The sequence below is a fragment of the Paenibacillus sp. FSL M7-1455 genome (genome assembly GCF_038004655.1).
Lineage (GTDB): Bacteria > Bacillota > Bacilli > Paenibacillales > Paenibacillaceae > Paenibacillus_AQ > Paenibacillus_AQ cookii.
Genome location: NZ_JBBORO010000001.1, coordinates 4830334 through 4844158, shown reverse-complemented (window position 1 = coordinate 4844158; position 13825 = coordinate 4830334). Strand labels below are relative to the sequence as shown.

General features: G+C 55.3%; 14 protein-coding genes. 11 read left to right on the top strand and 3 right to left on the bottom strand.

Going from position 1 to position 13825, the window contains the following annotated elements:
* Positions 1-251: 251 nt before the first annotated feature.
* On the bottom strand, positions 252-674 hold the full coding sequence (locus NYE48_RS22310; RefSeq protein WP_212952383.1) for a hypothetical protein: 423 nt from the start codon (positions 672-674) through the stop codon (positions 252-254).
* A 287-nt stretch (positions 675-961) separates the two neighbouring features.
* Here NYE48_RS22310 and NYE48_RS22305 point away from each other — a divergent pair, with 287 nt between their 5' ends.
* Positions 962-1789: an aldo/keto reductase gene (locus NYE48_RS22305; protein ID WP_212952384.1), complete on the top strand. Its 828-nt coding sequence runs from the start codon at positions 962-964 to the stop codon at positions 1787-1789.
* 94 nt (positions 1790-1883) lie between these two features.
* Here NYE48_RS22305 and NYE48_RS22300 read toward each other — a convergent pair whose 3' ends face one another.
* The gene (locus NYE48_RS22300) at positions 1884-3008 is read right to left on the bottom strand and encodes a cytochrome P450 (protein WP_340999989.1); all 1125 of its coding nucleotides are present in this window, start codon (positions 3006-3008) and stop codon (positions 1884-1886) included.
* A gap of 270 nt (positions 3009-3278) precedes the next feature.
* On the opposite strand from NYE48_RS22300, the gene NYE48_RS22295 reads away from it, so the two are divergent.
* The 8 genes from NYE48_RS22295 (at position 3279) to NYE48_RS22260 (ending at position 10108) form a co-directional block, all read left to right on the top strand.
* Positions 3279-3623 carry a hypothetical protein gene (locus tag NYE48_RS22295; protein WP_340999988.1) on the top strand — a complete coding sequence of 115 codons (345 nt, stop codon included), beginning with the start codon at positions 3279-3281 and terminating at the stop codon, positions 3621-3623.
* A 1-nt stretch (position 3624) separates the two neighbouring features.
* Positions 3625-3954 carry a hypothetical protein gene (locus NYE48_RS22290; RefSeq protein ID WP_340999987.1) on the top strand — a complete coding sequence of 110 codons (330 nt, stop codon included), beginning with the start codon at positions 3625-3627 and terminating at the stop codon, positions 3952-3954.
* Between the two features lie 293 nt (positions 3955-4247).
* The gene (locus NYE48_RS22285; RefSeq protein ID WP_339323632.1) at positions 4248-4859 is read left to right on the top strand and encodes a glycerol-3-phosphate responsive antiterminator; all 612 of its coding nucleotides are present in this window, start codon (positions 4248-4250) and stop codon (positions 4857-4859) included.
* 178 nt (positions 4860-5037) lie between these two features.
* The gene (locus NYE48_RS22280; RefSeq protein WP_246537234.1) at positions 5038-6351 is read left to right on the top strand and encodes an ABC transporter substrate-binding protein; all 1314 of its coding nucleotides are present in this window, start codon (positions 5038-5040) and stop codon (positions 6349-6351) included.
* Positions 6352-6368: 17 nt separating this feature from the next.
* The gene (locus NYE48_RS22275) at positions 6369-7250 is read left to right on the top strand and encodes an HAD family hydrolase (protein ID WP_340999986.1); all 882 of its coding nucleotides are present in this window, start codon (positions 6369-6371) and stop codon (positions 7248-7250) included.
* A complete protein-coding gene (locus NYE48_RS22270) occupies positions 7232-8305 on the top strand; it encodes an ABC transporter ATP-binding protein (RefSeq protein ID WP_340999985.1) in 1074 nt (357 codons plus the stop codon). Before NYE48_RS22275 ends, NYE48_RS22270 begins: the two co-directional genes overlap by 19 nt.
* On the top strand, positions 8302-9174 hold the full coding sequence (locus NYE48_RS22265) for a carbohydrate ABC transporter permease (RefSeq protein WP_036713404.1): 873 nt from the start codon (positions 8302-8304) through the stop codon (positions 9172-9174). The genes NYE48_RS22270 and NYE48_RS22265 overlap by 4 nt, the downstream gene beginning before the upstream one ends.
* Before the next feature lie 115 nt (positions 9175-9289).
* Positions 9290-10108: a carbohydrate ABC transporter permease gene (locus NYE48_RS22260; protein ID WP_339325051.1), complete on the top strand. Its 819-nt coding sequence runs from the start codon at positions 9290-9292 to the stop codon at positions 10106-10108.
* Positions 10109-10232: 124 nt separating this feature from the next.
* Here the strand turns inward: NYE48_RS22260 and NYE48_RS22255 are convergent, their stop codons facing one another.
* Positions 10233-10859, bottom strand: coding sequence for a DUF3298 and DUF4163 domain-containing protein (locus NYE48_RS22255; RefSeq protein ID WP_340999984.1), 627 nt, complete (start codon positions 10857-10859; stop codon positions 10233-10235).
* Between the two features lie 414 nt (positions 10860-11273).
* Here NYE48_RS22255 and NYE48_RS22250 point away from each other — a divergent pair, with 414 nt between their 5' ends.
* Positions 11274-12467, top strand: a complete 1194-nt coding sequence (locus tag NYE48_RS22250) for an amino acid deaminase/aldolase (protein WP_340999983.1) — start codon at positions 11274-11276, stop codon at positions 12465-12467.
* Positions 12455-13771: a D-arabinono-1,4-lactone oxidase gene (locus tag NYE48_RS22245; RefSeq protein WP_340999981.1), complete on the top strand. Its 1317-nt coding sequence runs from the start codon at positions 12455-12457 to the stop codon at positions 13769-13771. The genes NYE48_RS22250 and NYE48_RS22245 overlap by 13 nt, the downstream gene beginning before the upstream one ends.
* The last annotated feature ends 54 nt before the right edge of the window (positions 13772-13825 follow it).

The window sequence follows — 13825 nt, the reverse complement described above, 5'->3', positions numbered from 1 at the left end:
AAGGTGGTCATGAATCTATAACAGGCTTCCGTTGAAATTAGCAACCAGTTCCGTTGCTGCCCTATGATGCGAACCAGCGGTTGGCAATTTTCGCTTCACTGGCGCCTCTTTGGTTACATCCTGCATGAACAAACATCATACATTATATGCTTCTTACAATCGAAAAGAGAAAAAGAAAAATGCAGACGATGATCGGCGTTTTTAGCTAAACGCTTGCGGAACATCGTTCGTAACCGTTTTGCAGAAAATTTCTACACGATCGTCGCGCAGTACCCCGTCTTTTTTCCTTCCTCCACGGCTTTGACATATCCGTCAAAATAAAAAGGGATATCGTCCTCGCTGCCGTTGACGATTCTTCCCCTCACTTTGTCGAAAGCGAAGATCGAGACCGAAAAAGCAGGCTCCCCGGTAACCAGAACGGGTTGCTCCTTTTCCGCCGCCCAATAATATTTCCCGCCGTAATTCCGCCGGGCCACCTCGAAAATATAACATCCTGCCATGGAACATACGGAATCCAAGGGATCGTCGTCCGTCACAAAATCGCGGATTTCGTCCAACAGATCGTCCAGCAGGCGCAGGCTTTCCACGCCGAAATCAAAATTCCCCCGGTCCGCGAAATTGGCGGCAAAACTTTCGGCCGTAGAAATCACGTCGTCTTGCAAGCTTCTTTGCATGTGGTTTAAGCTCCTTTTTTCTTTTTTTTGCTGGGTTTCAAAAAAATGCTTTTCCAGGATTGACGCGGCAAGAAACAGCGGATCTGCCAAATGGTTCAATCTATTATAGCAATTCCTTCGGGTCTCTGTACGTTGGGTCCATTTTGCAGCCGAAAAACCTCTTTCTGCAACTCCGAAGGCGGGATGCATGACATGGTTTTGACTTTGGCGCGCCGCTGGTTTATCTTGGGTTGTACCGGGTGTCTTTGGACATCCCTCACTGAATCATCCGAAGGAGGCGTCTTTTCATGAAAAATCTTCAATCGAAGGCAACCTTGAACAGCGGCCATGCCATGCCATGGTTTGGGCTGGGCGTATACAAGGTGCAGGAAGGCCAGGAAGTGGTCGATTCCGTCAAAACGGCGATAGCCCACGGCTACCGGAGCATCGACACGGCTGCGCTTTACGGCAATGAGGAAGGCGTTGGGCAAGCGGTTCGGGAATCGGGCGTTCCGCGCGAGGAATTGTTTATTACGACCAAAGTGTGGAACTCGGATCAGGGATACGAGAGCACGTTGAAGGCTTTTGAAACAAGCATCCATAAACTGGGACTGGATTACGTGGATCTTTACTTGGTGCACTGGCCGGTCAAAGGAAAATACAAAGACACGTGGCGGGCGCTCGAGAAGCTGCAGCAGGACGGAAAAGTCCGTTCGATCGGGGTATCCAACTTCCATATCCACCACCTGGAGGATTTGATGAAGGATGCGAGCGTGAAGCCTGCCGTCAACCAGGTGGAGCTGCATCCGCTGCTGAACCAGGCCGAGCTGCGCGAATACTGCAAATCGCAAGGCATCCAGATCGAAGCCTGGGCTCCGTTGGCGCAAGGGCATCTGCTAGATAACGAAGTGCTGAAAACGATCGGCGCGAAATACGGCAAATCCACGGCGCAGGTCATCCTTCGCTGGGACATTCAAAATGAAATCGTGACGATTCCGAAATCGGTCAATCCGAAGCGGATCGTCGAAAATGCCGACATTTTCGATTTCGAATTGACGGCGGACGAAATGGAGCAAATCAACGGGTTGAACGAAAACCGCCGTTTTGGGGCCGATCCGGACAATTTTAACTTCTAATTTCGTTTTGGGTGCAAAAAATCGCGCATGTCTGCTTCCGGGCAGGATGCGCGATTTTTTTATATGAAAAATAGGAGTGCTCTCTCGGACCGCGTCATTTCAAAATCACCGGCAGCTCCTTGAGCGCAAACATCATCGTGCTTTCCTGGCGGACAAGCTCCGCGGAACGGTCGCGGCGGAAATCCGGGAAGCGTCTTAGCAGCGTTTCGATGGCGATTTTCGATTCCAGCCGGGCGAGCTGGGAACCGAGGCAATAATGGATGCCGCTGCCCAGTCCCAGATGCGGATTCGGATTCCGGTGAATGTCGAATTGTTCCGGGTGCTCGAACACTTCTTCATCATGGTTCGCCGATGCCATCCAGATGTGGACGAATTGTCCCTGCTTCAGCTTTTGCCCGCGCAGTTCGGTATCCTGCTTGACATGGCGGAACATGAGCTGCACCGGGGAGAAATAACGGAACGTTTCCTCGATGGCGCCCGGAATCAATCCGGGGTCTTCAAGCAGCTGCGAACGGACCTCCGGCAGACTGTCGACGGCCAGCATGGCGGAGGCGATCAGGTTGGTCGTCGTTTCGTTGCCGGCCACGAGCAGCAGGATGCAAAACCCGATGATTTCCAAATCGGTCAAATGTTCGTTTTCGATGCGGGCCTGCACCAGCTTGGTGATCAAATCGTCCTGCGGATGCCGCCTGCGGTCTTCGGCGATGTCCGCAAAATAGGCGCTCATCTCCCGCTGGCAGGCGTAATAGGCTTCGGGATGGTCGCCGACGAGGGCGTCCGACCATTCCTTGAACTTTTCCCTGTGTTCCATCGATACCCCGAGCATTTCGGCGATGACGGTGATCGGGAGCGGGCTGGCCAAATCCGCGATCGCATCCATCCGGCCCCTTTGTTCGGCTTCGTCAAGAAGGGCGTCGGTGATCGCTTGGATTTTCGGGGCAAGGGATTCGACCACGCGCGGGGTGAACGCCTGCGAGACCAGCTTGCGGAGCTGACGGTGCTTCGGCGGGTCCTGGCGCAAGATGCTCGATTCGAGCGGATCTTCCGACGACGGGGACCCTTGGGAAGAGAAGATGTCGTAATTCGTGAAGACGTATTTAACGTCCTCGTACTTAAAAACGCTCCAAAGTCCAGTCCCTTCGGATTGAACGACAGGAGAGCCGTTGCGCATTTGCTTAAACCAATCCAAAGGCAGCAGACCGTTTTCATTCCATTCCATGCGTAACACCGTCGCTTTCTTTTGAAGATTTTTTTGAACTGACTGGTCAGTTTTAACTCCTTAAAAAAAGAAGGCCTGGTTAATCGATCGAAGCGGAAGAAGCCGGGGCGCAAGCCTGAAGGAAAGGAACGGCCGTCCGGGCAGGAACCCGAAGAGAATCCGCCGCGCGGCGATGCGGACGATTACGTTCACTGGAGCAAAGCGAAATACCGCGGCGTTGAGCTGTACGACAGCCGGAATTCTCCGCTTGGGGAAATCGACGGGATCGATTTGGATAGGGGCGTTTTCTATGAAGCGAAGTCGGCCGAGGGGCTCGACCGCATCCACCCGAAAACGGGCAAACCGCAGCAGACGCCGCAGCAGTTTACGGATAAACAGCTGTACCAGAAAACGAAGGTGCGGATCCACAATCTTCAAAAAGCGGCGGGAACGCGGGCGACGCCGGACGGAACGGCGGAAATCCCGACGCTTGAGCAAATCAGGGGCATCCGGCGTTTCGAGTTTCAGCTGGACGGGGACTCGCCGGCGCTGCGGGAGGCGGCGGAGAACAGCTTGAACCGGCTACGGCAGGAATTTCCGGATTATACATTTTCGATACGGTTTGGAGTGAAATAAAATGTCGATCGCGGTTTTTATCGTGGATCCCGTGGACGATTTCGAGCGTTCCTTTACGATTCCGGTCGCGACGGAGTCGTTTTATCGGCAATATTGGTTGCCGGCCATCGCGGATCTGGACCTTCAGTGGCTGGCGTTGTTCGAGAACGGCGTGGATGTGGAGCAGGAGGACGTTCCCGCGGTTTTGGGCGAAGTCTCCCGGTTAAAGGAATGGGCGCGGGCCAACATGCACGGGGATGATCTGGAGCATATGCTGCGCAGGCTGGAGCTGCTTGAAGCGGAACTGCCGAAGGCATACAGGCGCGGCGGAGCCGTTGTATATATTGGATAGCCAAAGCCCGGAAGGCGTACCTTCCGGGCTTTTTGACGAGGGGCGTCGACGTCCCCTTTGACCATGGGCCAACCGTGCGGAGGCAGGACGCCCCTCAAACGTTGGCTTTTTTCGCGATCCGCTCCCCGAGCCTTAAGTTTTTGCCTGCCAACGTTTACAAAACGATGAGCCTCATTTTACCTTAAGGAAACCTTTAACGCGTACGATGGATGGGAAGGGACAAGGACTGAAAAAAGCCGTCGACAAGCGAAATGATGACGCTAATTGCAAATGGAACCAAGGAGGCTGCAGCAATGAAGGATGCGATCACCAAGGAGGATTTTTGCCGGGGGCTCGAAAAACATAAACGCATCGCTTCCATCAAAGATCCTCGGCATATCGAGCTGGCCCTTCGCCGGCGGGATCAGCTGAGCGGCGTTTTTCTGCTGATGGGGCATATCGGCGTCGTCAAAGGGTACGTCAACGTATTCAAGGAGCACGGCCTGCCCGTGTTTATGCATCTGGAGAAAATCGGCGGTCTCAGCACCGACCGCTACGGCCTGGAATATTTGGCTAAAAGCATCCGGCCGTCCGGGGTGATTTCTACCAAAACGAACATCGTCAAAAACGCGAAAAAAATGGGGCTGATCACCATCCAGCGTTTTTTTCTCGTCGACAGCGAAGGGCTGGACAACATCGCCAAAAGCCTCTCGCAAACCGAACCGGATATCATCGAACTGATGCCTGCCCGGATTCCGGACATCATCTGCAAGGTGAAGTCTTTTACGTCGCTCCCCATCATTACGGGAGGCTTATTGTACGAAGAAGCGCACGCCGAAGCCTGCCTGAACCATGGCGCAACCGCCATTTCTTCTTCCCGGCCGGAGCTGTGGGGCATACCGGAACGAAATTTGACCGAAAATTAATGCATCGCGGGAACAGATTTAACAGTTGTCCATTAATCTGGTATCGACAAGTAAATAAACCGGTTGGAGTCTTGGAGAAACCTGATCTGCTGCGGCTGACGCATGTTGCCGTTCGTTTTTCGGGTTTCTTTTTGCTACTTCCGGCCTTATTTTACAAAAAAAGGGTGGAGGAATGACTGTGTTCAAGAAGAAGGTAACGGCTTTTACGCTTGCGGCGTTGATGGCGGTGTCTTTGGCGGGCTGCGGTTCGGGCGGAGGCGATGCGGCCGAAGTCGAAGGGAAAGCTGAAGCGGCTGCGCCGGCCAAAAAGGTGGTCATCAAATACTGGTACGCCTACGGGGACAAAATCGAGGAAGCGAAGCTGCACATGGTCAAAACCTTTAACGAATCGCAGGACAAATACGAGGTCGTGGCCGAACATCAAGGCAAATACGACGATCTTCATGCCAAAGTGCAGGCCGCGTTTGCCGCGGGCAACGCCCCGGCCGTGACGGATCTCGAGATCGCTTCGACCGGCGTGTTCGCCAATTCCGGCATGCTGGAAGAGCTGACGCCGTACGTGGAAAAGGATAAGGATCAGGTCAAGCTGGACGATTTTATTCCGGGTTTGATGGGGAACGCCTACGTCAACGGCAAGCTGTACGGGCTTCCTTTTATGCGCAGCACCCCGATTATGTATAAAAACGTGACGATGCTGAAAGACGCCGGGTTGGACCCTGCCGGCCCGAAAACGTGGCAGGAGCTGGAGGAATACTCGCGCGTGCTGAAGGCAAAAGGCAAGTTCGGCATGACGGTTCCGGTGGATATCTGGTTTTACGAAGCGCTGGTGGCCCAAAGCGGCGGACAGATGCTAAGCGAGGACGGCAAAAAGGCGGCTTTCAACGAAGCGCCGGGAGTCGCGGCGGTCGAGTTTTGGAAAAAGCTCTCCAGCGAAGGCCTGATCAAAATGCCGGTCGGCGATGAGGCCGGAGCGACCGCGGACAAGGATTGGGCGAACCAAATTTCCGCCTTCAAGTTCGGTTCGACCGCAGGCGTGGCGGAGAGCCTGGAAATCGCCCAGGGCAACGGCTTTGAGCTGCAAACGGCGTTCATGCCTGCCAACAAGGATTACGGCGTTCCGACCGGCGGCTGTCAGCTTGTCATGACCTCGAAGAGCAAACCCGAAGAGAAGGAAGCGGCATGGGAGTTTATCAAGTGGATGACCTCCAAAGAAAACACGATTTACCAGCACAAACACGTCGGTTACTTGCCGACGCGCACGTCCGCGGTCGAAAGCGAAGAGCTGCAGGAACACTTTAAGCAATATCCGCAGTACAAGGTAGCCGTCGACCAGCTTCAATACGCAAGACCGCGCCCGATGGAGAACGCTTATCCGGAAGTGGCGGACATTTTGGGTGATGCGATCGAAAAGGCGATCATCGATCCGAAGACGACCCCGCAGGACGCGCTCAATGAAGCGGCTGAAAAAGCCAACAAACTGCTCGGCAAATAGAAAGGAACATGTCCGGTATGACGGAAGACAACTGGTTGGGAAAGATCAAGGTCGTTATTTTCGATATGGACGGCACGTTGTATCAGGAAGATACCTTCATGGAGCGGTATATCCGATATCTGCTCGAAGGAACGGAGCATGAAGCGGATACGGAGGCGGCCATAAGCATGGGAAAAGCGATCCGGTCCGGGGAGCATTTTTTCGGGCTCGGCCACTTTTACCATCTGAAAGACGATCTCCTGGTCGTTCGGCTGGAGGATGGATTAGCGAGGGGATATGCCTGGGACGGTTCATCCGTCCCGATGCGCAAAAAGGTGTATAAATTCGATTCGATCCTGGACGGGGAACTGCTTCATATCGGCGATCCGTGGTGCATTGCGGCCATGTTCAGCCATAAATACAAGCTGCCGGCCATGAAGCTGGACGAAGCTTTTAACAGAGTGCGTCGAGAAATGCTGGCTGCTCCGCACCGCTTCGAGGTTCACGGCGGTTTGATGCAGGCGATCGGAGAGCTCGGCGTGAAAAAAAGGGTGCTCATGACCAATACCCATCAGGCATCGGGCGCCGAATTTCTGGAGTTTATGCGAATCGGGCATGTTTTCGATGAAATTTGCTGCGGGGCGGGAAAGCCGGCGGGGTTGGACGCTTATTTGGCTTCCTTGCTGCGGCAGGGATACCAAGCGGATGAGATTTTGTCGGTCGGCGACAACCCGTGGAACGATTTGCATCCGGCGAAGCGGATCGGGGGCAGAACCTGCTTCATTTCCCCGTATCCAAGCCGCGACGCCGAGGCATGGGATTTGCGGCTGACGACGCTTGACGAACTGGAATGGCTCTTGCGTGCCCTGAACAAGCGGAAAACGAAGGAGGAGATGCATGTATGGCACGAATCCTGCTAAAAGGAATCAGCAAAACATTCAAGGATGAAACGGTGATTCAGGATTTGAACCTGGAGATCAAAGACGGCTCTTTTACGGTGCTGGTCGGACCCTCGGGCTGCGGCAAATCGACCACGCTGCGCATGGTTGCCGGTCTGGAGAAGCAAAGCGGGGGAGAAATTTGGATCGACGATACGTGCGTGAACGATACGCCGCCCGGCATGCGGGACGTCGCCATGGTATTCCAAAACTATGCGCTGTATCCGACCATGACCGTCCGCGGCAACATCGAGTTCGGACTGAAAAACAGGGGCGTGCCCCGAAACGAGCGCGATAAGCTGGTCAAGGACATTTCGGAGATCGTCGGGCTCGCCCCTTTCCTGGACAAAAAGCCGCAAAGCCTTTCCGGCGGGCAGCGCCAACGGGTCGCGCTCGCGCGCGCCATGGTCAAAAAGCCGAAGGTATTCATTCTCGACGAGCCGCTTTCCAATCTGGACGCCAAGCTGCGCAATCAGATGCGGACGGAGCTGATCCAGCTTCACAAGCGGCTGGGCACGACATTCGTCTACGTGACCCACGATCAGGTAGAGGCGATGTCGATGGGAGACGAAATCGTCGTCATGAACAAGGGAGCGATCCAGCAGGCGGATTCGCCGATGAAGCTTTACCAGGACCCGGCCAACCTGTTTACCGCCCAATTTATCGGCACGCCCGCGATGAATATCATCGACATGCAGGGCATGAAAGGTCTGAATATCCGCTCGGACCGTCCGGTCGGTTTCATCGGTTTCCGGCCCGAACAGGGGCTGCTGAACCCCGATCGCCCGGTGGAAGGGCTTGTCTTGAAAGGGGATATCCTGACCCGCGAGAGCCTGGGCGCGGAGAACATTTACCAAATCCGTTCGGATGCCGGAACGTTTTTCGTCAAAACCTTTCTGAAGCCGCTGGAGCCTGCGGACGCGGTGACCGTAGCGGTTCCGCATGACCAGCTTTATTATTTCGGTCCGGACGGCGGCAGAATATACGGGGCCGGGATGCAGGAGAGGGCACTTATTGCCGGGGGCGCGATCGTATGACGGTTTGGCATAAACTTCGTCCCTACGGCATGGTTGCTCCGGCCATCATCATTTTTTCGCTGTTTTTTATTTATCCGATCTTCTACATGATTTATTTGAGCTTCTACGACTGGAATTTCATCAGTCCGACGAAAACGTTCGTCGGGATTCAAAATTTCGTGGATTTGTTGTCCGAACCGGAATTCATGCAGGTGCTTTCCAATACGACCGTTTACACGGTTTTGACGGTTACGCTGACGACGGCGTTGTCGCTGCTGCTGGCCTTGTGGCTCAACCGCGGCAATTTCTTTTACGGCATCGTGCAGGGGGCGATTTTCAGCCCGCATATCATTTCGCTCGTGTCCATTTCGCTGCTGTGGAGCTGGCTGATGGACCCGGAATACGGGCTGCTCAATTGGGTGATCGGCTTGTTCGGCTTCGGAAAGCTGCAATGGCTGTCGCACCCGAGCACCTCGCTCGTCTCGCTGGTCATCGTCGCGGTATGGAAAGGCATCGGGTACAACACGCTGGTGTTTATCGCCGGTCTGCAGAGCATTCCCGCCGATATTTACGAGGCGGCTTCCCTGGACCGCTCCCGGCCGTGGACGACGTTTACGAAGCTGATTTTGCCGATGCTGTCGCCGACGATCTTTTTCCTGGTCATCATCAACATGATCGGTTCCTTCCAGGTGTTCGAAACGATCGCCATCATGACCCAGGGCGGGCCGGTCAATTCCACGAACACGCTCGTGTACTACATTTACGAATACGGCTTCCGGTTCTTTAAAATCGGGTATGCTTCCGCGGCAGGCGTCATTTTGCTGGTCATTGTCGGCATCCTGACGATCATCTACTTCAAACTGCTGTCGAACCGGGTTCATTACCGTTAAGAAAGAGGTGTAACGCTTGAAAGCCGCAAACCGCGCCATCGAAGGCCCGATCCGGGCTGCCGCCGGCACGCCCATGAACGGGATCCGGTCGAAACGGGCTCTGCTGCGCACGATCATGAACGTCGTGCTCCGCCTTGCGAACGCTGCCGGACTTCTGCTGCTGGTGCTCATTTTTGCCCTGCCGTTTGTCTGGATGCTGTCCACGTCGCTCAAAACGCTGCCGGAGACGATGATATTTCCGCCGGAATGGATTCCGCGGAATCCCGTCTGGAAAAACTACGTCGACGCCTGGAACACGGGGCCGTTCCTGCATTACATTACGAACAGCGTCATCATCGCCGTAAGCATCCTTTTGCTGCAAATGCTGACGATCATTCCGGCTTCCTATGCGTTTGCCAGATATAAGTTTGCCGGATCGGGCTTTTTGTTCAGCATCGTCATGGTGACGCTGATGATTCCGAGTCAATTGATCTTCCTGCCCGTCTATTTGGAGCTGAGCGCCTTCAAGCTGCTCAACACCCATCTGGGCCTCATTTTGCCATTCGCGTCAAGCGCCTTCGGCATCTTCCTGCTGCGGCAGGCGTTCCGGCAAATTTCCGACGAGCTGATCGAAGCCGCAAGGCTGGATCAGGCGGCGGAGTGGAAAATCATCGTCCGGATCATGGTGCCGATGGTGAAGCCGGTGCTTGTCACGTTCGCCTTGTTCAGCTTTATCGCCCACTGGAACGATTATTTCTGGCCGCTGGTCATGACGACAAACGAAACCGCCAGAACGCTGCCGATCGGCATTGCCAAAATCCGCGAGGTCGAAGGCGTGGGCACCTGGAATATTTTGATGGCGGGCAACCTGATTCTCGTGGCGCCGATTCTCGTCGTGTTTTTCTTGTCGCAGCGCCAAATTATCAAAGCTTTCGTCTATAATGGCGTCAAATAAGCGCAGTTTCATGGAAGCTTGAAAGCCGATGCCGCCTGCAAAAGCTGCCTGCACCGCCGTTTCCGGCGGTATAGGGCGGCTTTTTTGGCGTTTTTGCATCCCTGCCGGGGCTGCCGCTATCGCATTAAGCGATATCCGCCGCGAGCACCGTAAGCGGTCCTTCTTCGGCAGCGATGTTCTGCAGGTCGTAGACCGACACCGGAAACATCGGAAACCCCGCATAATAGGGCGCAATCGAATACAGCGGGTAAAACACGACGAGTGCTTTATCGGCCACATAATAATCCTGGGTCGGCTGGACCGTTACCGTCGTTCCTTCCAGCATGGGGAGGTTCCTTTTGCGAATCTGGGCGTTGATCTCCGACGTCAGCTTCGCTTGATAGTTCGAGCCGGGCTGGAACAGGTCGGCCAGCGCGTAAGAAGCGCCGGTGCGGGTATTGAAGGTCAATCCCTTGGCAACGGTATAGCCGTGGGCCATGGGAGCGGAGTATGTGTAGTTGCTGAGCACCAGGCTGAGAATGCCGCGCTCGTTCGTTTTGATTTCGAAATTTCCGGTCGTTTGCGGGTGGCTTCCGGTCTGGACATGCTGCTGAATTCGCTGCATTTCCTGGATCTGCCCGATGATCGCGCGGTTGATTCGCTCCTCGGCTTGGGGGCTCGCCAGTCCGGCGACCTGGGGATATTGGATCCGGATGCCGGGGGCGTCATAAGCAAGGGTTCGCACTTGAACGGGAGGCTCGTAAAGAGGCATTGCAATCGCTCCTAATCAGGTTCGTATGTTTGCTGCAATAGCCTATTCGCAAGCCCTCTTCTTCGTGACTTCCGGGCGGCCGGTGCCGGGCGGGAAGCACGCGAAAAGAACCGATTGCCCGCATTCTCCTTTTCAGCTAAAATAAGGATAATTTACATGCCTCAAGAATCATTTTCGCTTCCACATGACCGCTTGATCGATCGACCTCAATTTTCGACGACTCCGCAAGCCTATTTTCCAGTTAACGAACATATCGTTTAGATACCCTTAATAAGACGTAGCAGCCCATACCGTTCCTTTAAAATGACAGCGCTTTCTCTGTTTCGATCCGCGCCTCACGTTTGTTTCCATTCATTCGTTCCATTTTCCGGCTTTATTGCCCGCAACGGCAGACGTTTCAGAAGGAGGGAGAAGATGGATCGCGGTTATGCCTATTATAAAAAGGCGTTTGAGGGCATTCCCAAACCTTTCGCTTACGTGGACCTGGATTTGTTTGACGAAAATATCCGGAACATCCTGAAGCGGGCAGGCTCCAAAAACCTGCGCATCGCCACCAAGTCGGTCCGAAGCGTCGCTTTGCTGAAGCGGATACTTCATCGGAGCCCGGTTTTTTGCGGAGTGATGTGTTTTTCGCCGCAGGAGGCCATATATCTGGTAAAGCAGGGACTGGACGATATCGTGATGGGTTATCCCGTGTGGGAGCCGTCCGCGCTGTCCGGCCTGGCCGAGCTCATCCGCCGGGGCAAATCGGTTACGCTGATGGTCGATTCGATCGCGCATATCGAGCATCTCGAACGCATCGCGGCGAGGCATGGCGTACGTTTCCCCGTATGTCTCGACATGGACATGTCGATGGACGTACCGGGGCTGCATTTCGGCGTGTGGCGCTCGCCGATCCGCACCGTTGCCGAGGCGGAGCCGGTCGTGGAGAGAATCCTCTCCTCCCGCATGGTGATGCTGGACGGCGTCATGGGGTACGAAGCCCAAATTGCCGGGGTAGGCGACCATTATCCGAACAGCGGCCCGAAAAACAGGCTGGTGCAAACGCTGAAGCGGCGCTCCATTCGGCAGATTGCCGAGAAAAGGGCTGCGCTTGTCGCCATGATCGAAGACGCGATGGGGGCGCCTTTGCGTTTCGTAAACGGCGGCGGCACGGGGAGCTTGCATTCGACCGTTCAGGAGGAAGCGGTGACGGAAGTGACGGTCGGCTCCGGGTTCTTTGCGCCGGCGTTATTCGACAATTACAAAGATTTCCGTTATCTGCCCGCGGCTGGTTTCGCCGTTGAAATCGTGCGCCAGCCTAGTGAACAGTTGTATACCTGTCTCGGGGGCGGATATGCGGCTTCGGGAGCCGCCGGCAAAGATAAGCTGCCGAAACCTTATTTGCCGGCAGGGGCGTCCCTGATGCCGCTGGAAGGCGCGGGGGAAGTGCAAACCCCCGTAAAGTACGAAGGAGAGGAGCCACTCACGCTGGGCGATCCGATCTTTTTCCGGCATGCGAAGGCCGGGGAGTTATGCGAACGGTTCAATCATCTGTACGGCGTATCGAAAGGCAAGATCGTTGAAAAAATCACGACGTACCGGGGGGATGGACAATGCTTTCTTTGAACGAAAACCGGAAGGTATGGAGGAACTGGTCGGGAACCGTCCGCACCATGCCGAGGCATGTCGCATATCCGACCGGGGTCGATGAAATCGCGGCTTTGGTCCAGTCCTGCGCCAAGGAAGGCAAAGGCATCCGCGTCATCGGGGCCGGGCATTCCTTTACGCCGCTGGTCGAGACCGGAGACGTCCTGCTTTCGCTGGACCACCTGGCCGGCGTCGAGCCGGTGGACGAAAGCACGCGCAGCGTCTGGATTTGGGCGGGGACGAGATTAAAGGACATCAGCGAAGCGCTGCACAAGCAGGGCTGGGCGCAGGAAAACCTCGGCGACATCGACGTCCAGTCGATCGGGGGCGCGATCGGAACCGGAACGCACGGAACGGGAATAAGGTTCGGTTCTCTATCGACGCAGCTGCTGGAAGCCCAGGTAGTGACGGCGTCCGGCGAGCTGCTGACATGCAGCGAGGAACAGAACCGCGAGCTGTTCAAGGCGCTTCAGGTTTCGCTCGGGATGTTGGGGATCGTGGTGAAGGTCCGCATCCGCGTCGTTCCCCGGACGGTGCTTCACTATAGAAGCATGCGCCTGTCCATGGACGAATGTTTCGATAGGCTGGCGGAGCTCCGGGACCATCACGACCATTTCGAATTTTTTTGGTTCCCCCATACCGATACCGTCCAGGTGAAGCTGTTGGATGAAACGGATGAAAAGCCGTCCGAAAACCGGTTTTGGCAGCAGGTCAATCAGCTGGTGATGGAAAACGCCTTTTTCGGCATGATGTCGGAAGGCTGCCGCATCCTGCCGGGACTGTGCAAGCCGGTCAGCCAGTTGTCGGCGTGGTTCGTCCCTACGGGCGAGAACGTGGCGTACAGCCATGAGCTTTTTGCCACACAGCGGCTCGTGCGTTTCAATGAAATGGAATGCAGCGTGCCGGCGGAGCGGATGGAGGAAGTTGTCCGCGAAATCCGGGCCAAGGTGGCGGCGGAAAAACATGCGGTGCATTTCCCGGTCGAATGCCGCTACGTCAAAGGCGACGATATTTGGCTCAGCCCGGCCTACGGCCGTGATTCCGCGTACATTGCCGTTCATATGTACAAGGGAATGGCGCATGAGACGTATTTCCGCGACGTCGAGGACATTTTCCGGAAGCACGGCGGCCGACCGCATTGGGGGAAAATGCATACCCGCACGGCGGAGGAGCTTGCCGGCCTGTACCCGATGTGGGAGGCGTTCCGGAAGGTACGCCAGCAGGTGGACCCGGCAGGCCTATTTTTGAACGATTATTTAAGGAGGCTGTTTGCGGCGGAGTAGAGACGGCACAAAAGCCCGCGAGGATTCGCGGGTTTTTATATTGGCACCGTCATT

What these genes read in the sequence shown, in the direction of transcription:
- NYE48_RS22255 (WP_340999984.1), bottom strand. Translation starts at nt 10,859, where the DNA reads ATGCCTCTTTACGAGCCTCCCGTTCAAGTGCGAACCCTTGCTTATGAC.
- NYE48_RS22260 (WP_339325051.1), top strand. Translation starts at nt 9,290, where the DNA reads ATGAACGTCGTGCTCCGCCTTGCGAACGCTGCCGGACTTCTGCTGCTG.
- NYE48_RS22300 (WP_340999989.1), bottom strand. Translation starts at nt 3,008, where the DNA reads ATGGAATGGAATGAAAACGGTCTGCTGCCTTTGGATTGGTTTAAGCAA.
- NYE48_RS22270 (WP_340999985.1), top strand. Translation starts at nt 7,232, where the DNA reads ATGGCACGAATCCTGCTAAAAGGAATCAGCAAAACATTCAAGGATGAA.
- NYE48_RS22250 (WP_340999983.1), top strand. Translation starts at nt 11,274, where the DNA reads ATGGATCGCGGTTATGCCTATTATAAAAAGGCGTTTGAGGGCATTCCC.
- NYE48_RS22290 (WP_340999987.1), top strand. Translation starts at nt 3,625, where the DNA reads ATGTCGATCGCGGTTTTTATCGTGGATCCCGTGGACGATTTCGAGCGT.
- NYE48_RS22245 (WP_340999981.1), top strand. Translation starts at nt 12,455, where the DNA reads ATGCTTTCTTTGAACGAAAACCGGAAGGTATGGAGGAACTGGTCGGGA.
- NYE48_RS22310 (WP_212952383.1), bottom strand. Translation starts at nt 674, where the DNA reads ATGCAAAGAAGCTTGCAAGACGACGTGATTTCTACGGCCGAAAGTTTT.
- NYE48_RS22265 (WP_036713404.1), top strand. Translation starts at nt 8,302, where the DNA reads ATGACGGTTTGGCATAAACTTCGTCCCTACGGCATGGTTGCTCCGGCC.
- NYE48_RS22305 (WP_212952384.1), top strand. Translation starts at nt 962, where the DNA reads ATGAAAAATCTTCAATCGAAGGCAACCTTGAACAGCGGCCATGCCATG.
- NYE48_RS22285 (WP_339323632.1), top strand. Translation starts at nt 4,248, where the DNA reads ATGAAGGATGCGATCACCAAGGAGGATTTTTGCCGGGGGCTCGAAAAA.
- NYE48_RS22275 (WP_340999986.1), top strand. Translation starts at nt 6,369, where the DNA reads ATGACGGAAGACAACTGGTTGGGAAAGATCAAGGTCGTTATTTTCGAT.